Source organism: Salinarimonas ramus (assembly GCF_014645695.1).
GTDB classification, from domain to species: domain Bacteria; phylum Pseudomonadota; class Alphaproteobacteria; order Rhizobiales; family Beijerinckiaceae; genus Salinarimonas; species Salinarimonas ramus.
The window spans coordinates 95,726-113,321 of record NZ_BMMF01000009.1 but is presented as its reverse complement, the minus strand read 5'-3'; the positions used below and the strand labels follow the sequence as shown (position 1 = coordinate 113,321).

The 17,596-nt window shown below is 72.4% G+C and carries 18 protein-coding genes; 8 read left to right on the top strand and 10 right to left on the bottom strand.

All coding sequences use genetic code 11. The features are described 5' to 3' along the window. The first annotated feature begins 63 nt into the window (after positions 1-63). The 3 genes from IEX89_RS15590 (at position 64) to IEX89_RS15580 (ending at position 2,315) form a co-directional block, all read left to right on the top strand. On the top strand, positions 64-1,005 hold the full coding sequence (locus tag IEX89_RS15590) for an ABC transporter permease (RefSeq protein WP_188914167.1): 942 nt from the start codon (positions 64-66) through the stop codon (positions 1,003-1,005). Next, entirely contained in the window at positions 1,002-1,904 is a 903-nt protein-coding gene (locus IEX89_RS15585) for an ABC transporter permease (protein ID WP_188914166.1), read from the top strand. The genes IEX89_RS15590 and IEX89_RS15585 overlap by 4 nt, the downstream gene beginning before the upstream one ends. A gap of 111 nt (positions 1,905-2,015) precedes the next feature. After that, positions 2,016-2,315 carry a hypothetical protein gene (locus tag IEX89_RS15580; RefSeq protein ID WP_244645494.1) on the top strand — a complete coding sequence of 100 codons (300 nt, stop codon included), beginning with the start codon at positions 2,016-2,018 and terminating at the stop codon, positions 2,313-2,315. Between the two features lie 35 nt (positions 2,316-2,350). Here the strand turns inward: IEX89_RS15580 and IEX89_RS15575 are convergent, their stop codons facing one another. From IEX89_RS15575 to IEX89_RS15550, 6 genes are all read right to left on the bottom strand, one after another. Continuing rightward, positions 2,351-4,054, bottom strand: a complete 1,704-nt coding sequence (locus IEX89_RS15575; protein WP_188914165.1) for a methyl-accepting chemotaxis protein — start codon at positions 4,052-4,054, stop codon at positions 2,351-2,353. A gap of 149 nt (positions 4,055-4,203) precedes the next feature. Further along, positions 4,204-5,016 (bottom strand): EscR/YscR/HrcR family type III secretion system export apparatus protein, encoded by an 813-nt coding sequence (locus tag IEX89_RS15570; RefSeq protein ID WP_188914164.1) that lies wholly within the window; start codon positions 5,014-5,016, stop codon positions 4,204-4,206. Further along, entirely contained in the window at positions 5,013-5,558 is a 546-nt protein-coding gene (locus IEX89_RS15565) for a flagellar basal body-associated FliL family protein (RefSeq protein WP_188914163.1), read from the bottom strand. Before IEX89_RS15565 ends, IEX89_RS15570 begins: the two co-directional genes overlap by 4 nt. Positions 5,559-5,569: 11 nt before the next feature. Then, positions 5,570-6,286, bottom strand: coding sequence for a flagellar basal body L-ring protein FlgH (flgH, locus tag IEX89_RS15560; RefSeq protein WP_188914162.1), 717 nt, complete (start codon positions 6,284-6,286; stop codon positions 5,570-5,572). Further along, positions 6,283-6,798 carry a MotE family protein gene (locus IEX89_RS15555; protein ID WP_188914161.1) on the bottom strand — a complete coding sequence of 172 codons (516 nt, stop codon included), beginning with the start codon at positions 6,796-6,798 and terminating at the stop codon, positions 6,283-6,285. The genes flgH and IEX89_RS15555 overlap by 4 nt, the downstream gene beginning before the upstream one ends. Positions 6,799-6,889: 91 nt before the next feature. Then, positions 6,890-8,137: an ABC transporter substrate-binding protein gene (locus IEX89_RS15550; protein ID WP_188914160.1), complete on the bottom strand. Its 1,248-nt coding sequence runs from the start codon at positions 8,135-8,137 to the stop codon at positions 6,890-6,892. Between the two features lie 224 nt (positions 8,138-8,361). Between IEX89_RS15550 and IEX89_RS15545 the strand changes: the two genes are divergently transcribed. Then, positions 8,362-9,288, top strand: coding sequence for an SMP-30/gluconolactonase/LRE family protein (locus tag IEX89_RS15545; RefSeq protein ID WP_188914159.1), 927 nt, complete (start codon positions 8,362-8,364; stop codon positions 9,286-9,288). 16 nt (positions 9,289-9,304) lie between these two features. On the opposite strand, the gene pheT is transcribed toward IEX89_RS15545, so the two are convergent. The 4 genes from pheT to pheS are packed head-to-tail and all read right to left on the bottom strand — an operon-like array spanning position 9,305 to position 13,595. After that, entirely contained in the window at positions 9,305-11,719 is a 2,415-nt protein-coding gene (pheT, locus tag IEX89_RS15540) for a phenylalanine--tRNA ligase subunit beta (protein WP_188914158.1), read from the bottom strand. A gap of 32 nt (positions 11,720-11,751) precedes the next feature. After that, positions 11,752-12,213 (bottom strand): hypothetical protein, encoded by a 462-nt coding sequence (locus tag IEX89_RS15535; protein ID WP_188914157.1) that lies wholly within the window; start codon positions 12,211-12,213, stop codon positions 11,752-11,754. Then, positions 12,210-12,485 carry a hypothetical protein gene (locus IEX89_RS15530; RefSeq protein WP_188914156.1) on the bottom strand — a complete coding sequence of 92 codons (276 nt, stop codon included), beginning with the start codon at positions 12,483-12,485 and terminating at the stop codon, positions 12,210-12,212. The genes IEX89_RS15535 and IEX89_RS15530 overlap by 4 nt, the downstream gene beginning before the upstream one ends. A 27-nt stretch (positions 12,486-12,512) precedes the next feature. Then, the gene (pheS, locus tag IEX89_RS15525) at positions 12,513-13,595 is read right to left on the bottom strand and encodes a phenylalanine--tRNA ligase subunit alpha (protein ID WP_188914155.1); all 1,083 of its coding nucleotides are present in this window, start codon (positions 13,593-13,595) and stop codon (positions 12,513-12,515) included. 330 nt (positions 13,596-13,925) lie between these two features. On the opposite strand from pheS, the gene ykgO reads away from it, so the two are divergent. From ykgO to IEX89_RS15505, 4 genes are all read left to right on the top strand, one after another. Further along, complete coding sequence (ykgO, locus tag IEX89_RS15520) at positions 13,926-14,051, top strand: type B 50S ribosomal protein L36 (protein ID WP_029030085.1); 126 nt, start codon at positions 13,926-13,928, stop codon at positions 14,049-14,051. Positions 14,052-14,138: 87 nt separating this feature from the next. Beyond that, a complete protein-coding gene (locus tag IEX89_RS15515) occupies positions 14,139-14,729 on the top strand; it encodes a tetratricopeptide repeat protein (RefSeq protein ID WP_188914154.1) in 591 nt (196 codons plus the stop codon). Between the two features lie 85 nt (positions 14,730-14,814). Continuing rightward, positions 14,815-16,194 (top strand): M16 family metallopeptidase, encoded by a 1,380-nt coding sequence (locus IEX89_RS15510; protein ID WP_188914153.1) that lies wholly within the window; start codon positions 14,815-14,817, stop codon positions 16,192-16,194. Next, on the top strand, positions 16,191-17,588 hold the full coding sequence (locus tag IEX89_RS15505; protein WP_188914152.1) for a M16 family metallopeptidase: 1,398 nt from the start codon (positions 16,191-16,193) through the stop codon (positions 17,586-17,588). The genes IEX89_RS15510 and IEX89_RS15505 overlap by 4 nt, the downstream gene beginning before the upstream one ends. Positions 17,589-17,596: the final 8 nt, after the last annotated feature.

Genomic DNA, 17,596 nt, shown 5'->3' with positions numbered 1-17,596 from the left:
CCGCCCGCCCGCGGCGCCATCGCGCCGCGGGCGGCTCGTCGCCCGTAACCGGAGAGGACGCCCGTGCTCCAGCTCATCGGCAAGCGGCTCGCGCAGCTCGTCCCGACGCTGTTCTTCGTGTCGGTGCTGATCTTCTCGCTCCAGCATCTCCTGCCCGGGGACCCGGCGCTGGTGATGGCGGGCGAGGAGCGCGATCCCGTCGTCATCGAGCAGATCCGCAAGCAGTACGGCCTCGACCAGCCGGTGCCGGTCCAGTACGTCATGTGGATCGGCAACGTGTTCACGGGCGACCTCGGGGAGAGCATGCGCCTCAAGGTGCCGGTGTCCGAGCTCATCGTGCAGAAGCTGCCCGTCACGCTCCAGCTCGCGGTGATGGCGATGATCGTCGCCCTCGTCCTCGGGGTGGCGGCAGGCGTGCTCTCGGCGGTGAAGAAGGATTCCGCCTGGGACTACGTCATCAACGTGGTGGGCCTCGCGGGCATCTCGACGCCGAACTTCTGGCTCGGGATCATGCTGATCCTGCTTTTCGCCGTGAATCTCGGCTGGCTGCCGGCCTCGGGCTACGTGAGCCCCTTCGAGGACCTGCAGCGCTCGCTCGCCACCACGATCATGCCCGCTTTCGTGCTCGGCACGGCCATCGCCGGCGTGATCATGCGCCATACGCGCTCGGCCATGCTCCAGGCGCTCGCCTCCGACTACGTGCGCACGGCCCGCGCCAAGGGTCTCTCCGAGCGGGTCGTCGTGTGGAAGCACGCCATGCGCAACGCCCTCACGCCGGTGATCACGCTGGGCGCGCTCGAGTTCGGCACGCTCCTCTCGGGCGCGGTGCTCACCGAGCAGATCTTCTCGATCCCGGGCTTCGGCAAGCTCATCGTGGACGCGGTCTTCAACCGCGACTACGCGGTGGTGCAGGGCGTCGTGCTCGTCACCGCGACGACGTACATCCTGCTCAATCTGCTCGCCGATCTCGGCTACATCCTCGCGAACCCGAGGCTGCGCACATGAGCGCCGGCACCGCCCCCGCACCCGCGCGCGTCCACCCGCCCGAGGACGAGACCTTCGTCATCGAGAGCCCCGGCCGGCGCGCCTGGCGGCGCCTGCGCCGGCGCCCTGCGGCGATGGCCTCCCTCGCCGTCGTCCTCGTCATCGTCGCCTGCGCGCTCCTCGCGCCCTGGATCGCGCCCTACGATCCCACCGCCCAGAGCTGGTCGGCGGTGCGCCAGGCGCCGTCCGCCGCCTATTGGCTCGGCACCGACGAGGTGGGGCGCGACGTCCTCTCGCGCGTGATCTGGGGCGCGCGCGCCTCGCTCGCGGCGGGCGTCGTCTCCGTCCTCATCGCCATGGCGGCGGGCGTGCCGCTCGGCCTGCTCGCGGGCTACGTGGGCGGCTGGACCGACGCGGTGCTCAGCCGGCTCACCGACGCCATGCTGGCGATCCCCTTCCTCATCCTCGCCATTGCGCTCGCGGCCTTCCTCGGACCGAACCTGACGAACGCCATGATCGCAATCGGCGTCACCGCGACGCCGATCTTCATCCGGCTCACCCGCGGCCAGGTGCTGGCCGCGCGCTCCGAGGAATGGGTCGAGGCGGCGCGCGCGGTGGGCAACCCGCATTGGCGCATCGCGCTGCGCCACGTCCTGCCCAACGTCCTGCCGCCGATCCTCGTCCAGGCGACGCTGACCATCGCCACCGCCGTCATCGCCGAGGCGAGCCTGTCCTTCCTCGGGCTCGGCCAGCAGCCGCCGATGCCCTCCTGGGGCTCCATGCTCAATTCCGCTCAGCGCTTCCTGGCGCAGGCGCCCTGGATGGCGATTTTTCCCGGCATGGCGATCTTCCTGACGGTTCTGGCGTTCAACGTTCTCGGCGACGGCCTGCGCGACGCGCTCGATCCGCGCTCGAAGTGAGCCGGCGAGGCTCGACTGCGCGTCGTGGTATCGGCGGCGCGCACGAGCTGCTAGAGAGGGGCCGAGAGAAGGCGCGCGAAGCTCGGGCGTCCAGAGAAGGGGACCCGACCCGTGTCCGACACGACCAGCACCACCGAAGAGCCCGAGGGCGACGAGGCTCCCGCGGCTGCCGTCAATCCCGCCACCAGCGAGGAGACCAAGCGGCTGCGGGCCGAGGCGCAGGCCGCGCGCGAGCGCGACACGCAGCAGGCCTGGATCGACCACGAGAACGAGGTCCGCGCCGTCGAGGAGCGCACCGCGCGCCTTCGGGCGCTTCGCCTCGCCAAGGAGGCCGAGGAGGCCAAGGCCAAGGCGGCGGAGCCCGCGAAGCCGGCAAAGCCCGTCAAGCGCAAGATCGTGCGCCGCGGCTGAACCCGGAGGGCGGGCCCCGCGGGGCGTGCGCGCCCTCAGGCCGCACGCACCTCCGCCAGGAAGGTCTCCACGCGCGCGGAGAGCGCGCGCGCCTGCTCGTCGAGCACGCCGGACGATTCCAGGATGCGCCCCGCGGCGGTGCCGGTCGTCGCGGCGGCCTCGCGCACGCCCGTGATGTTGGCGGAGACCTCGCTCGCCCCGGCCGAGGCCTGGGCGACGCCCCGCGCGATCTCCTGGGTCGCGGCGTTCTGCTCCTCCACCGCGGCGGCGATGCCCGAGGCGTAGCCGCTGAGCGTACGGATCGCCCCGGCGATGCCTTCGATGGCGGACGCGGTGTCGCCGGAGACCTCCTGGATGTCGCGGATCTGGGTCGCGATCTCCTCCGTCGCCTTCGCCGTCTGTGCGGCGAGCGACTTCACCTCCGCCGCCACCACGGCGAAACCCTTGCCGGCCTCGCCGGCGCGTGCGGCCTCGATCGTCGCGTTGAGGGCGAGGAGGTTCGTCTGCTCCGCGATCTCGCGGATGAGCCCGACGATGTCGCCGATGCGCTGGGAGGCGGCGTTGAGGCGCGCGACCTTCTCCACGGTCTCGCCGGCGTCCGCGGCGGCGCTGCCGGCGACGCTCGCGGTCTGCGAGACCTGGCGTCCCACCTCCTCGACGCTGGAGGCGAGCTGCGTCGAGGACGCCGCGACTGTCTGGACGTTGACGGCGGCCTCCTCGGAGGCGGCGGCGACGGCGGTGGCCTGGCTCGTCGTCTGCTCGGCCGCGGCCGACATGGAGCGCGCGGCGTCCGAGAGATCGCCCGACGAGCGGGCGAGCGCCGCGCCGACGGAGGCGGCGGCGGCCTCGAAGCGCGCGATGGCGGCCTCGACCGCCTCCTGCCGCCGCAGGCGCGCCGCCTGCTGATCGGCGGTCTCCCGACGCAGGCGCTCGGCCTCGAGCCCGTTCTCCTTGAACACCAGCGCCGCCTTGGCGACGTCGCCGACCTCGTCGGCGCGCTCCGTGCCGGGAATGGCCAGGGCGTAATCCGCGTCCGCCAGCCGGCGCAGCGCCGCCACCACGGCGGTCAGCGGCTTGCCGATGCCGACATGCGCGATGAAGGCGCCGAGGACGAGCCCGGCGAGGATGCCGATCGCGGCCACGGTGACGATCACGGTCGAGGACGTGCGATAGCGCTGCTCGGCCCGGGTGGCCGCATCGGCGACCTGGTCGGCGAGAGACTGCGCGATCCGCGCCGTCGTCTCGCGCAGGTCGGCCGCGACCGTGCCGTTCTTCTCCGCGGCCGAGCGCAGCGCGATGCTCTCGAGGCTGAAGTCGACCATCCGGATGGCTTCGGCGGCCCGGAAGACGTCCTCCAGGCCCTCCTGGTAGAGCTCGAGATCGGTCCGGATCCGCGCGAGCTGCTCGACATAGGCCGCGCTGGCGCCGGTCTCGAGAGTGCTCAGGTGGCCCTCGAGGATCGCGAGCTCGGCGGCGAGCCGCTCGCGCGCCGCCTCGCGCGAGCGCTGCGTCGGGTCCGCCACGAGGCGATACTGCTCCTTGCCGATCTCGAGCATGGAGGCGTTGATCTGCGCCGCGGTCAGGGCGCGGTGAGCGTCCTGATCCATCTCGGCCGTCGCCCGCGCGAGCGAGCTGAGCGACGACACCGCGACGGCGCCCACGAGGACGGACACCGCGCCGAGGATGAGGATGACGGACAGGATCTTGGTCTTGATCCGGAACCGGGCCAACAGGGACATGAGGACAGCTCCGCGACGAGTTCTCGTTGCGTGAAGGGCTTCGTGAGTGCCCGAGCGTGCCTTCCGCGTCCTCACCAGGGACTTAACGAGCGGCGTGAAACTATCTATCCATGGCGATCGGACGGGTTAACGGCCGTTCATCGCCGGCGCTAGAAGTACGACCGCACCAGCCCGCCCACCAGGATGTTCCAGCCGTCGATCAGGACGAAGAACAGGATCTTGAAGGGCAGCGAGATCACGGTGGGGGGCATCATCATCATGCCCATCGACATGACGATCGTCGCCACCATGATGTCGATGACGAGGAAGGGCAGGGCGATGATGAAGCCGATCTCGAAGCCGCGGCGCAGCTCGGAGATCATGAAGGCGGGGATGAGGGTGCGCAGGTCGATCTCGTCGTCCGCCGCGGCCGTCGGTGCGGCAGGCGCGCCGCCTTCCCGAGCGCCACCTTCCTGCGCCACCGCCTCCGAGACGAAGCTCGCGCTCGCCAGCTCCTGGAACATGGCGAGGTCCTCCTCGCGCACGTGCGTGAGCATGAACTCGCGAAACGGCTGGACCGTGCGCGCGAAGGCCTCCTCCTCGGAGATCTCCTCGGCGATGAGCGGCTGGATGCCCTCGGCCCAGGCGCGGTCGAAGGTCGGCGCCATGACGTAGAAGGTCATGAAGAGAGCCAGCGAGATGAGGACGAGGTTCGCCGGCGTCGATTGCAGGCCCATCCCCGAGCGCAGGAAGGAGAGGGCGACGACGAAGCGCACGAAGCTCGTCACCATGATCATCAGGCCCGGCGCGATGGAGAGCACCGTGAGGAGCGCCACCAGCTGGACGATCCGGCCGGTGGTCGAGCCCTCGCCTTCGGGCAGGAGGCTCGCGAGATCGAAGCCCTGCGCCAGCGCGGGTGCGGCGAGGAGGAGGCCGCACAGCGCGAGCGGCAGGCCGAGGAGGAAGGCGCGGGTGCGGCTCATTGCACGACGAGGCTCTCGATGACGAACTCGCGCACGCGGCCCTCGGAGCGGGTGCGGGCGCGCTCGGTGAGGTCCTCGCGCAGATGCGCGAGGCCGGTCGCGCCTTCGAGGCGCGCGAGGGGGAGCGTGCGCAGGTATGCCAGCGTGTCGCCGGCGACACGTGCGGCCAGCGCGTCCGCCTCCTCGGGCGCCACGCCCTCGGTGAGCAGCGCGCCGTCGACGCGCACCCACACGTCCGCGGGGTCGACGAGGTTGGCGACCACGGGCTCCATGCGCACGAGAGAGACGTCGGCGTCGCTCGCGGCCGACGCGGGCGCCCCGTCCGCACGGGCTATGACGGCGGGTGGGGCGATCTCGCCCAGCGTCAGGCCGAGCCCGACGCCGGTGCCGATGCCGAAGAGCGTGAGAAGGACGAGGGCGCCGGCGAAGGCCGTTCCCGAGCCGCTCTCGCGTCCCTTCCTCGCCTTGCCTTCGCCCTCCGCGCCCTCGCCGCGCAGGCGGGCGGGGGCGGGCAGGGCTGCGATCTGCGGCTCGCGCGCCATTGTGGATCTCCTCAGAACGGCGAGACGCGGTCGTAGAGCTGCTGGCCCCAGCCGGGCTGCTGCACCTCCGTGGAGCGGCCCGCGCCGCCGTAGGAGATTCGCGCCTCCGCGATCTGGTCGGCGAGCACGATGTTGCGCGGGGAGATGTCGCGCGGGCGCACGATGCCTGCGACCGAGATGACGCGCACCTCGTAGTTCACCCGCACCTCCTGCGAGCCCGAGATCAGGAGGTTGCCGTTGGGCAGGACCTGCGTGACCACCGCGGCGACGGAGACCACGACGCGCTCCGAGCGCCCGACGCTGCCGCGCCCGCGGCTGCGGCTGTTGGCGGAGAGGTCGGCGCCGAAATCGCCGCTCGTGCCCGCCCCGTCGACGCCGAAGGCGAAGCCCAACCCGAAGCCCGCGCCCGAATCTCGCGAGCGGCTCGTCTGGTTGTCGAGGCTCGCCTCGTCGTCGATGGCGATGCGCACGGTCAGGACGTCGCCGACCCGCATGGCGCGGCTGTCGGCGAAGAGGTTGTCGCGCTGCGAATTCCAGAGCGAATGGTAGGCGCGCGGCCCCTCGGCGGGCGAGGTGGAGACGGGCAGCGCGGCGTGCGCCGTCGTCAGCCCGGCGCCGACGGGGGTGAGGCCCGGCGCCTGGTTGATGTCGCTCGTGGTCGAGGAGCAGGCGGCGAGCGCGGTCAGCGCGAGCACGGCCGCCGTGCGCGTGAGGAAGGGACGCGTCATAGGGACTGCTCCTGCTCTTGGGCGTCGGTCAGGGCGGTTTCGGTGGCGGTGCGGGCGAGCTGGGCGGCGCGGCCGGGCTCCATCTCGTTGAGGATGGCGCTCGCCTGGCGCGGCCCGAGCTTGGCGAGGACGGCGGAGGCCATCTCCGCGTCGAGCGCGGCGAGCTGGGCGGCGGCGGCGTCGGGGCGCATGCGGGCGTAGATCGCCACGATGCCCTCCTCCGCCTGGCGCAGGTGCTCCTCGCGGCGGGCGAGCGCGGCCTCGACCTCGACGCGCAGGCGCTCGAGGTCGGCGAGGCGCTCCTCGAGCCGCGCCTCGATATCGGCCAGCGCCTGCGTCTGCCAGCGGGCGCGGGCTTCCTGCGCCTCGTCGCGGATGGCCTCGCAATAGAGGGCGATCTCCGCCGGGCGTGCAGGCGGAGCCTCGGCCTCCTGGGCGGAGGCGAGCGGGGGGAGGAGGACGGCGCCGAGCGCGAAGGCGGCGGCGCCGGTCAGCCTGAGGGGCACGAGCATCTCGACCTCGTCGGCATTGCGATGCGACGAGGTCTAGAGGGGGAGGCTTGCTCCAGGCTTGCGCGGGTGCGGGAGGCCGGGTGCGGGAGCCTCAGAGGTCCGGGCGGGCGGCGCGCACGACGTCGAGCGGCGGCATGTAGGGCGCGCCCGGCTTGTAGCTCCACTCCCGCATGGCGCCGACGCCGTCCCGGGGCTCGAGCAGGCCGACCCAGGCGCCCATGTCGGCCTGGTTGTCCTCGGGGCGGATGGAGACCTCGCCGATCACCGTGTCGAAGGTCGCGCCCTCGAAGGCGGCGAGGATGGCCTCGGTCTCGGTGGAGCCGGCGGTCTCGATGGCGTCGGCGATCATGTTCGCGACGACGTAGCCGAGGAGCGAGCCGAGCCGCGGGGTCTCGTCCCAGCGCTCCTGGTAGGCCGCGATGAAGGCGCGGTGCTCCTCTTCCTCGATGTCCTGCCAGGGATAGCCGGTGACGATCCAGCCGTCGGGCACCTCCTCGCCCAGCGGCAGGTTCCATTCCGGCTCGCCGGTGAGCAGGCTCACGATGGTGCGGTCCTCGAACAGGCCGCGGGTCTCGCCCTGGCGCACGAACTGCACGAGGTCGGCGCCGAAGAGGACGTTGAAGATGCCGTCCGGGTTCGACTGCTCGATGGCCGAGACGGTGGCGCCGGCATCGATGCGGTTGAGCGCGGGATATTGCTCCGCCACGATCTCGGCGTCCGGGATGGCCTCGAGCAGCAGCTTCTCGAAATCGGCGGCGGCGGACTGGCCGTACTCGTAGTTCGGCGCCACGATCGCCCAGCGCTTGGCACCCGACGCCTTCGCCGCCTCCACCAGCATGCCCACCTGCATGTAGGTGGAGGGGCGGATGCGGTAGGTGAAGCGGTTGCCCTGCTCCATGGTGAGCGCGTCCGAGAGCGGCTCGGCGGCGATGTAGGGGATCTCGCGCTGGGCGGCGAAATCGGCCAGCGCCACGCCGACGTTCGAGAGCAGGCTCCCGAAGATGAGCGAGACGCCCTCGCGGGTGACGAGCTCCTCGGCGACGCGCGTCGCGTCCGCCGGCGAGGCGCCGTCGTCGCGCGAGAGCACCTCGATGGGCCGCCCGCCGAGCACGCCGCCGGCCTCGTTGATCTCCTCGAAGGCCATCTCGAAGCCCTGGCGATAGGGCACGGTGAAGGCCGCGAAGTTCGAGTAGGAGTTCAGCTCGCCGAGCCGCACGGGCTCGCCGCTCGCCTGCGCGTGCGCCCCGTGGGGATGCGCGAGAGCGAGCGCGAGGCCGACGACGGCGCCGAGGGACGCGCCGAAGGCGGCGCGGCGCGTGAGCGGGAACGGAACGGGCATGGGCGTGTCCTCTTCGTCGGGTGCGAGCCCGATGACGCAGGGGAGCCGACGTGCGGGACCGGAGCGGGCCCGCGACGGCACGCCCGTGGTTACAACGTTCGTCGTACGGGGGCAACGCGGCGCCGTGCTCGGCGTCCGGCTGCCCGTGGGGAAGGGAACCCATGGCCGCGCTTGGCATTCGACATAGGGACGCAATCTCGGGAAGCCGGCGGGGGAGGGGTGCCATGGTTTCGGGTGGTTCGGGCTCGATTGGAGGAACGGGGGCACACGGTGCGACGCGGACGGGAACGCCCGAGATCGCGGCGGCCTGCGGCGCCGGGCTCGGCGAGGGGCCGGTCTGGGATCACCGGATCGGCGCCGTCCTGTGGGTCGACATCGCGGCGGCGACGATCTGGCGGCTCGACGTGGCCGCGGGCGAAGCGCACGCGACGCAGCTGCCCGAGCGCGCCGGATTCGTGGCGCTCACTCCCGATCCGGACGTGGTGGTGGCCGGGCTCGAAACGCGCCTCGTCGCCTTCGACCTGATCGACCGCACGCTGCGCGATCTCGCCCCGGTCGAGCCGGCGCTGCCGGGCAATCGCTGCAACGACGCCGTCGTCGGGCTCGACGGGACGCTCTGGTTCTCCACGATGGACGCCGGCGAGACCGCCGAGACGGGCGCCTTCCACGCCTTCGACGGGCGCGCGGTCTCCACCATCGAGGACGGCTTCGTCGTGACGAACGGCCCGGCGCTCTCGCCGGACGGCAGGACCCTCTACACGATCGACACGACGGGAAAGCGCATCACCATGCGCGCCGTCCTCGCGGAGGACGGCGATGCGCGGCTGGGGCCCGCATCGCTCTTTCTCGATCTCGGCGAGGAGGCGGGCGTGCCCGACGGCGTCACGATCGGCGAGGAGGGCGATCTGTGGATCGCCATGCACGGGGCCGGGCGGCTGCTTCGCGTCGACGCGGAGGGCGTGCGCAAGGACGTCCTCGTCCTGCCGACGCCCGACATCACCAAGGCCACCTTCGGCGGCCCGGACCTCTCGACGCTCTACGTCGCCACCGCGGCGCGCGCGCGGCCGCACGATCCGCTGGCGGGCCATCTCTTCCGCATCGAGACCGACGCGCGGGGGCTGCCCGCGCAGCTGTTTCGCGCGGTGCCGTGACCTGGCGCGCAGCGCGTCACCCGCGAAGCATCGCCCCGGTCTTCTTCGCCACCTCGCCGACGATCTTCTGCGAGATCGCCTCGATCTCCACGTCGGTGAGCGTCTTCTCGCGCGGCTGGAGCGTGACGGCGATGGCGACGGACTTCTTGCCGGCCTCGACGTGCTCGCCCTCGTAGACGTCGAAGACGCAGACGTCGGTGACGAGCGCCTTCTCCGCGCCCTGTGCCGCGCGCACGATCGCCGCCGCCTCGACGCCCGAATCCACCACGAAGGCGAAGTCGCGCGTCAGCGGCTGGAAGCCCGAGAGCGCGAGGGCGGGCTTCGTCTTCGTCGCCTTGGCCTTGGGCAGCGGCAGCGCGTCGAGCACGATCTCGAAGGCGACGAGCGGGCCCTTGGCGTCGAGCGCCTTGGCGATCGAGGGATGCACCTCGCCGAAATGGCCGAACACGGCCTTGGGCCCCAGCTGGATGCGCCCGCAACGGCCGGGATGCAGCCAATCCGGCCCGCCCGCCACGATCTGCAGCGAGCCCACCGGCAGGCCGAGCGCGCCGAGCAGCGCCAGCGCGTCCGCTTTCACGTCGAAGACGTCGACGACGCGCGCGCCGCCGTCCCAATGGCGGCCCACGCCCTCCGCCCGCGCCGTGCCGCGCCGCACGCCGGCGGCGCGCATGGTCTGGCCCTCGGGCGCATCGGAGGCGAAGCACTGGCCGACCTCGAAGAGGGCGACGTCCGGGAAGCCGCGATCGGCGTTGCGCTGCGCCGCGCGGATCAGGCCGGGCAGGAGCGAGGGGCGCATGTCGGAGAGATCGGCGGCGATGGGGTTGGCGAGCTCGAGCGAGGGATCGCCGCCCCCGAAGAGCAGCGCCTCGCTCTTGGCGATGAAGGACCAGGTCACGGCTTCGAGCATGCCGCGCGAGGCGAGGAGGCGCTTCGCCGCACGGGTGCGCTTCTGGATCGGGGTGAGCACGGGCTTCGCCACGCCGCCGGCGCGCGGCAGCGGGCGCGCGGTGACGCGGTCGAGGCCGGCGATGCGCACGATCTCCTCGACGAGGTCGGCCTTGCCCTCGATGTCCGGGCGCCAGGACGGCGGCAGCACCTTCACGGCGTCGCCCGTGCCCGAGAGGTGGAAGCCGAGCTCCTGGAGGATCACCTTCGCCTCCGGCTGCGGCACGTCGAGGCCCGAGAGCCGCTTCGTCTCCCGCCACGGGAAGGAGATGATGCGGCTCGTGTCGGGAATGCGTCCCGACAGAACGTGCTCGGACGGCGTGCCGCCGCACAGCTCCATCACGAGCTTCGTCGCGAGATCGAGGCCGGGCAGCGTGTCGTTGGGATCGACGCCGCGCTCGAAGCGGTAGCGCGCATCGGTGACGATGCCGAGCTTGCGGCCGGTGCGGGCGATGTCGAGCGGGTCCCACAGGGCGGATTCGATGAGCACGTCCGTCGTCGTCTCGTCGCAGCCCGTGTGCTCGCCGCCCATGACGCCGCCGATGGATTCCGGCCCGTTCTCGTCGGCGATGACGACGATGCTCTCGTCGAGCGCATAGGTGCGCCCGTCGAGCGCGACGATGCTCTCGCCGGCGCGCGCGGCGCGCACGACGAGGTCGCCCTTCACCTTGGCGGCGTCGAAGACGTGGAGCGGGCGGCCGCGATCGAAGGTGACGTAGTTGGTGATGTCGACGAGCGCGTTGATGGGGCGAAGCCCGATGGCCTTGAGCCGGCGCTGCATCCAGGCCGGCGAGGGCCCGTTGCGCACGCCGCACACGAGGCGAAGGGCGAAGGCCGGGCAGAGGTGCTCCGGCAGGTCGCGCACCACCTTCGTCCCGAGCGGGAAGGCGCCCTCCACCGGCGGCTCGGGGACGTGGCGCAGGGCGCCGAGCCCCGTCGCCGCGAGATCGCGGGCGATGCCGCGCACCGAGGTGCAGTCCGGGCGGTTCGGCGTGAGGTTGATCTCGACGACCGGATCGTCGAGGCCCGCATAGGCGGCATAGGCCGCGCCGAGCGGCGCGTCCTGCGGCAGGTCGATGATGCCGTCGTGATCCTCGGAGAGCTCGAGCTCGGCCTCCGAGCAGAGCATGCCCGCGCTCTCGACGCCGCGGATCACGCCGACGCCGAGCGTGATGTCCTTGCCCGGGATGTAGGTGCCGGGCGGCGCGAAGACCGACTTCATCCCCGCCCGCGCATTGGGCGCGCCGCAGACCACCTGCGTCGGCGCGGCACCGTCTCCGAGGTCGACGGTGCACACCCGCAGCCGATCGGCGTTGGGGTGCTGCTCGGCGGTGAGCACGGCGGCGATGCGATAGGGCGCGAGCGCCTTCGCCTTGTCCTCGACGCCCTCGACCTCGAGGCCGATGCGGGTGAGCGTCTCGACGATCTCGTCGAGGGACGCCGAGGTCTCGAGGTGCTCCTTGAGCCAGGAGAGGGTGAACTTCATCGGATCGTCCGTTCGTGTCGGCGGCGCCCCGGTCAGGGCCGGGGCTTGAAGAGGAGGCGGGCGGCGAGGTCGAGGCGGATGTCGGCGGGGACGGCGGTGAGGGCGGCGATGCCGCTTTCGGCATCGTCTATCGCGGCCACCGTCTCCGCGGGGGTAAAGCTCGCACGCGGGTCGTAATCGGCCTGGTGACGCATCTCCTGAAGCAGCACGAAGGCGCTCGCGAACTCGTGCACGCCCGCGTGAAGCGCTCGGGTCTCGCGCCGCGAGAGAACGTCCTTGGCGAAGCCGTGCTGGATGCCGCGATACGTCAGGGCCCACGCGTCCGTGCGTGCCTTCGAGGCGCCCACCAGAGCGTTGGCGCAAAGGCGCGCCGTCGCATGGAAGGAGGCGTAGTAGGCGGTGCTGACGGCCCGCTTCAGGCTTGCCTGACGCGGACGGCCGCGCCGTCCGCGAGCGAGCGAGCGCGCCGTCGCAATGAGATCCGCGGGCGTCATGGGCTGACTTCCGCGTCGGGGATGAGGTGACGCAGATACGGGTAGCGCTCCTCCCCGCGGTCCGAGAGGGCGTCCGCGATCGCGATGGAGGCGTGGATACGCGCCTTTCCCGCCGCTTTCGGGTCGCTCGGGCGATAATGCGCCCGCACGAAGATCGCCGGGTCCCCGTCGTGGTCCCGGCCGGAGACGACCTCCGCCGTCTCGAAGCCGAAGGGCCCGAGATGCTTGCGCAGGATGGGCTCGACGAGCCGCCTGATCTCCTCGTCCGTCATGACCTCGCCCTTCGGCCTCACGTGCGCTCAGCTCGACAGCCCGCCGGCCAGCGTCGGCAGGTCGAGCGGGCGGAAGCCGTAATGCTCGATCCAGCGCTTGTCGGCCTCGAACATGTCGCGCAGGTCGGGGATCCCGTATTTCAGCATGGCGATGCGGTCGATGCCCATGCCCCAGGCGAAGCCCTGGTAGACGTCCGGGTCGAGCCCGCAATTGCGCAAGACGTTGGGGTGCACCATGCCGCATCCCAGGATCTCGAGCCAGTCCGTGCCCTGGCCGAAGCGGATCTCCCCGCCCGAGCGGTCGCACTGGATGTCGACCTCGGCGGACGGCTCGGTGAAGGGGAAGAAGGACGGGCGAAAGCGCATCTTCACGTCGTCGATCTCGAAGAAGGCCTTGCAGAACTCCTCCAGCACCCACTTCAGGTTCGCCATGGTCGCGCCCTCGTCGATGACGAGGCCCTCGACCTGGTGGAACATCGGCGTGTGCGTCTGGTCCGAATCGTGCCGGTAGGTCCGCCCGGGGATGATCATGCGGATCGGCGGCTTCACCGCTTCCATGGTGCGGATCTGCACCGGGGAGGTGTGGGTGCGCAGCACCTTGCGCAGGCCTTGCGCGTCCTCGCGCAGGAAGAACGTGTCGTGCATCTCCCGCGCCGGATGGCCTTCGGGGAAGTTGAGCGCGGTGAAGTTGTAGTAGTCCGTCTCCACGTCCGGGCCGTCGGCGATGGAGAAGCCCATGTCGGCGAAGATCGCGACGAGCTCGTCGAAGACCTGGCTGAGCGGGTGGATGCGCCCGCGCTGCTCGGCGCTCTCGCGCACGGGCAGCGTCACGTCGACGCGCTCGGCGGAGAGCCGCTGGGCGAGAGCCGCCTCCTCGAGCGTCACCTTGCGCGCGGCGATGGCGCCCTGCACCGCGTCGCGCAGGCCGTTGATCTGCGGGCCCATGGTCTTGCGCTCGTCGGGCGACATGCCGCCGAGCGACTTCAGCCGCTCGGAGACGACGCCCTTCTTGCCGAGCGCGAACAGGCGCACGGACTCGAGCGCGGCTTCGTCGGTCGCGGCCTCGATCCGGGCGAGGATGTCGCGTTCGAGCTCGGTCAGGTCGGTCATCGGGTCCTCGGAGCGTTCGGCCTACGGGCGGTCGGTCAGCGTCGCCGGCGCGGGGCGCGCCGGAACTGAACCAGGTGCGTCGGCGCGTCTCGCTCCGACGTGGCGCAGATCAAGCGCGCGCGGAGGCGAGCGTCAAGTGCGCGGCGCCCCGCGATCGCCCTCGCGCGTCACGAAAGAGCCGCGCGCGAGGCGTTGACCGCGCGCTCCGTTCCGGCTATCTCCCCGCCCAACGTCACGCGGGCGCCGCGTGCGAGCGGTTTTCGCGTCCCCGCGGCGCGGCGCCGGCACGCATCGGCGCCGGGGCGCATCGCGCCGCCGAGGAGAAGAGCCATGAAGATCCGCAACTCGCTGAAGTCGCTGCGTACGCGCCACCGCGACAATCGCATCGTGCGCCGCAAGGGCCGCGTCTACATCATCAACAAGACGCAGAAGCGCTTCAAGGCCCGCCAGGGCTGAGCACCGCTTCCCAGCGGGCCGATCCGCCGCAGGCGCGCGCGGCCTCACGCGATTGACGACGCATGCCGGATGAGGCGATCATCCGGCATGCGTCGTTTTCGGCTGGCTCTCATCGCGACTACGCTGCTTCTCGGCTCCCTTGCCGCGGCTTTGCCGCTCGGCGCCGGTGTGCGCGCGCAGGAGGCGTCGACGAACGCGGATACCCGCGTCGCCGAGCTCTACGATCGCTTGGCGGCCACCGAGAGCGCGTCCGAGGCGCGGGGCATCGCGCTCCTGATCCAGCGTCGCTGGCTCGAATCCGGCTCGCCCACCGCCGACCTCCTGATGGAGCGGGCCCGGCAGGCCATGCGCGGGCGCGACCCGGCGCTCGCCATCGAGCTGATCGATCGCATCCTCGTCATCGAGCCCGGCTGGGCCGAGGCCTGGAACCGTCGTGCCATCGCCTTCACCATGCTGGACGACCCCGTGGCGGCCATCGCCGACATCTACCGCGTCGTCTCGCTGGAGCCGCGCCACTTCGCGGCCTGGGCCGGCCTGGGCAACCTGCTCATGCGCGCCGGCGACGAGCGCGGCGCGCTCGAGAGCTTCGAGCGCGCCCTGGCCATCCACCCCCACCTCCCCCGCATCGACGCCATCGTCGCGAAGCTCTCCCGCGAGGTGGACGGGGTCGATCTCTAGGATGGCGCGTCGCGCGTCTTGACAATCGGGTCGTGCATGTGGAGGGTCCGTCGCGGTTCGGTCACGACGAGACGCGCGGCCCATCATGCTCTGCAGACGACCCGACGCGCACGGCACCTCCCGGGCGCTGATGCTCGCGATCACGCTCGCTCTCGGCGTCGTCGTCTCGTCGACCCAGGCTTGGTCGACCCAGGCTTGGCCGCAAGTGCCGAGCCCGGTCTGCAGCGCGAAAGGGATCACGCTCTGCGTCCTGCCGGACGAGACCGCGCCCGTCGTGGAGATCGTCCTGCGTATCCCCGCCGGCGCCGCGGACGACCCTGCCGACGCGGCCGGCGCGGCGCATCTCCTGGAGCACCTGCTCCTCCTGCACGCGCCCGATCTCGCCCCCGTCGCGGAGCACGGCAACGCCTTCGTCTCCGCCGTCGCGACGCCGTACGTCGCGACGACGTCGGCGCGGGAGGCGCTCGACGTCGTCGACGCCCTGCTCGCCGTCTTCCGTACGCCCGCCTTCACGGCGGAGGCCCTGGCGCGGGAGCGCACAGCGATCCTGCGCGAGCGGGAGACGCGGCGCGCGAGCCCGCAGAGCCGCATCGCTGCACGGATCGGCGCAACGCTGCTGGGCGGTTCGCCGCTCGGCCGCGACCCGATCGGCACGCGCGAGGACGTCGAGGCGCTGCGCCTGGAGGACGCGATCGCCTTCCATGCCGCGCACTACCGCGCCGACGAGGCCGTCCTCGTCGTGGGCGGCGACGTCCGTCCGGAGGTGCTGCAGGCGCGCGTCGCCGAGGTCCTGGGGACGGCAGAGGCGCGCCCGAAGCCGCCGCTTTCGCTGGAGCCGGTGCCGCCGGCGGCAGAGCGCGTCGCGATCGTGAGCGCGGATCCCGCCATCGGCGCGCCGGAGCGCATCCTCGCCGCCCTCGTGCGCTTCCCCGACGACGCCGCCGGCTCGGCGGCGGTCGGGCTCCTCCTCGATTATCTCACGAGCGATCTCCCCGGCGCGCCGCGCCCGACGCTGGAGGCGCAGGAAGACGCGCTCTTGCGCGCCGTCGGATTCGGAGCGTCCCGCCTCGCGCCCGGATGGACGGCTTTCGAGATCCGCCTCGCCGCGCGGCCGGGCGTACCGGCGGATGCGCTCGATCGCCTGGAGGCGGTCGTCCGCGCGCGCCTCGCCGAGATCGCGAGGGAGGGTCTCGACCGCGAGATCCTCGTCCGCCTGTCGCAGCGTGCCGTGTCCCGCGCACGTGCGGCGCAGGCGCGCCCCGTCGGGACGAGCGTCGCGCTCGCGGAATGGACCGCCGCGGGACGCGACCTCGCCTCCTGGGAGACGCGCCCCGAGACGGCGGCCGCCGTCGCGCCCGCGGAGATCGCCGCGATCGCGCGAGCGCTGGCCACAGCGCACAGGCTGGTCGCCGCCGACCTTCTCCCGGAGACGACACGACAACCGGAGACGAGACGAGAGCCATGACGATGCCTCCCCGCACGCACCCGCGCACGACCCTGCCGCGTCCGTCCGCGCTGCTCGGCGCCCTCGCCCTCGCCCTCGCCGCCCTGATCGGCACGACGGCAGCGCAGGCGAGCGACCCGGTGGCGCGCACGACGCCGGGCGGCGTTCCCTACCTCCACGTCGCGCTCCCGGACGCGGCGTACGGCACCATCGTGCTGACCTGGCCCAACACGCACGCGCTCGAGCGCCCGGGGCGGGAGGGGCTGCTCTCGCTCGCGCCGCCGCTCATGGGCGAGCGCATCGCGGGCGAGCCCATGCGCACGCTCGGCGAGGCGCTGCAGGACGAGCGGCAGGGCTTCGTCCTCACCAACAGCCTCTTCGAGACGCGGCTCGCGCTCGTCTCCGAGCGGACGGGCGACGACGCGTTCTCGCGCGTGTCGGAGGTCGCGGCGGACATGCTCGTGCGCGCCGATCTCGCGCCGGAGGACCTGGCGCGGCTCCAGCGCAACGTCCTCGACAACCTCGCCGCCGGCGAGCGCAATCCCGCCTTCATGGCCGAGCGCGCACTCGGCGCGCTGGTCGGCGCGGGCGACCCGCGCCTCGCCGCGCTGAGCAATCGCCCCCCACGCACGGTCGAGGCGGTGACGCGCGAGGACGTCGCGGCCTGGCGCGACGCGGTCTTCGATCGCCGGCCGATCGCCGTCGCCGCGGGGCCGCAGCCCCTGGCTGCCATGGAGGCCGCCATCGACGCCGTGCTCGCGCCCCTGCCCGACGAGAGCGCCGCATCGCCCGAGCCGAAGCCGGCGGATTGGCGCAATCTCGGCGAGACGGTCGTCGTCGAGGCGCCGGAGGCGACGCAGGCGATCGTGCTCGCGGCGATCGCGACGCCGGCGCACCACCTCTACGACCGCATGCTGGTGGGCGCGCTCGCGGGCGGTCCGGGGTCGATCCTGTTCGAGGCGCTCCGCACCCGCCTCGGCGCGGCCTACGACGTCGGCCTGCGCGTCTATCCCATCACGCCCGACCAGGCGCTCGTCGGCTTCGGCGCGCCGGTCCCGCCGGAGCGCGCGGCCGAGGTCGTCGCCGCCATGCGCGAGACCTTCGCGTCGCTTGCGGAGGAGATCTCGCCCGACGTCTTCGCGCGTGCGACGGCGCGGGAGGCGCAGGCGCTCGCGCAGGCCGCGGGCGATCCGAACGCGCAGGTCCAGGCTATCCTCGCCCGGCGGGCGGAGGGGCTCGACGGCGGCGTCGCCGCCATGGCGGAGGCGCTGGAGGGGCTTAACGTGGAGGCGTTCGCCGCTTACCTCGCGGAGGTCTTCGCGACGCCGGCGACCGTCGCGGTGGTTACGCCGGAGCCCGGTGCGTTCGGCGAGGCCTGCATCGTCACCGTGCCGGAAGAGGCTGCCGTCTGCTGAGCGCCGGC

Coding starts and splice junctions, on each gene's coding strand:
- IEX89_RS15585 (WP_188914166.1), top strand. CDS start 1,002: ATGAGCGCCGGCACCGCCCCCGCACCCGCGCGCGTCCACCCGCCCGAG.
- IEX89_RS15575 (WP_188914165.1), bottom strand. CDS start 4,054: ATGTCCCTGTTGGCCCGGTTCCGGATCAAGACCAAGATCCTGTCCGTC.
- IEX89_RS15570 (WP_188914164.1), bottom strand. CDS start 5,016: ATGAGCCGCACCCGCGCCTTCCTCCTCGGCCTGCCGCTCGCGCTGTGC.
- IEX89_RS15565 (WP_188914163.1), bottom strand. CDS start 5,558: ATGGCGCGCGAGCCGCAGATCGCAGCCCTGCCCGCCCCCGCCCGCCTG.
- flgH (WP_188914162.1), bottom strand. CDS start 6,286: ATGACGCGTCCCTTCCTCACGCGCACGGCGGCCGTGCTCGCGCTGACC.
- IEX89_RS15555 (WP_188914161.1), bottom strand. CDS start 6,798: ATGCTCGTGCCCCTCAGGCTGACCGGCGCCGCCGCCTTCGCGCTCGGC.
- IEX89_RS15550 (WP_188914160.1), bottom strand. CDS start 8,137: ATGCCCGTTCCGTTCCCGCTCACGCGCCGCGCCGCCTTCGGCGCGTCC.
- IEX89_RS15545 (WP_188914159.1), top strand. CDS start 8,362: ATGGTTTCGGGTGGTTCGGGCTCGATTGGAGGAACGGGGGCACACGGT.
- pheT (WP_188914158.1), bottom strand. CDS start 11,719: ATGAAGTTCACCCTCTCCTGGCTCAAGGAGCACCTCGAGACCTCGGCG.
- IEX89_RS15535 (WP_188914157.1), bottom strand. CDS start 12,213: ATGACGCCCGCGGATCTCATTGCGACGGCGCGCTCGCTCGCTCGCGGA.
- IEX89_RS15530 (WP_188914156.1), bottom strand. CDS start 12,485: ATGACGGACGAGGAGATCAGGCGGCTCGTCGAGCCCATCCTGCGCAAG.
- pheS (WP_188914155.1), bottom strand. CDS start 13,595: ATGACCGACCTGACCGAGCTCGAACGCGACATCCTCGCCCGGATCGAG.
- ykgO (WP_029030085.1), top strand. CDS start 13,926: ATGAAGATCCGCAACTCGCTGAAGTCGCTGCGTACGCGCCACCGCGAC.
- IEX89_RS15515 (WP_188914154.1), top strand. CDS start 14,139: ATGCGTCGTTTTCGGCTGGCTCTCATCGCGACTACGCTGCTTCTCGGC.
- IEX89_RS15510 (WP_188914153.1), top strand. CDS start 14,815: ATGCTCTGCAGACGACCCGACGCGCACGGCACCTCCCGGGCGCTGATG.
- IEX89_RS15505 (WP_188914152.1), top strand. CDS start 16,191: ATGACGATGCCTCCCCGCACGCACCCGCGCACGACCCTGCCGCGTCCG.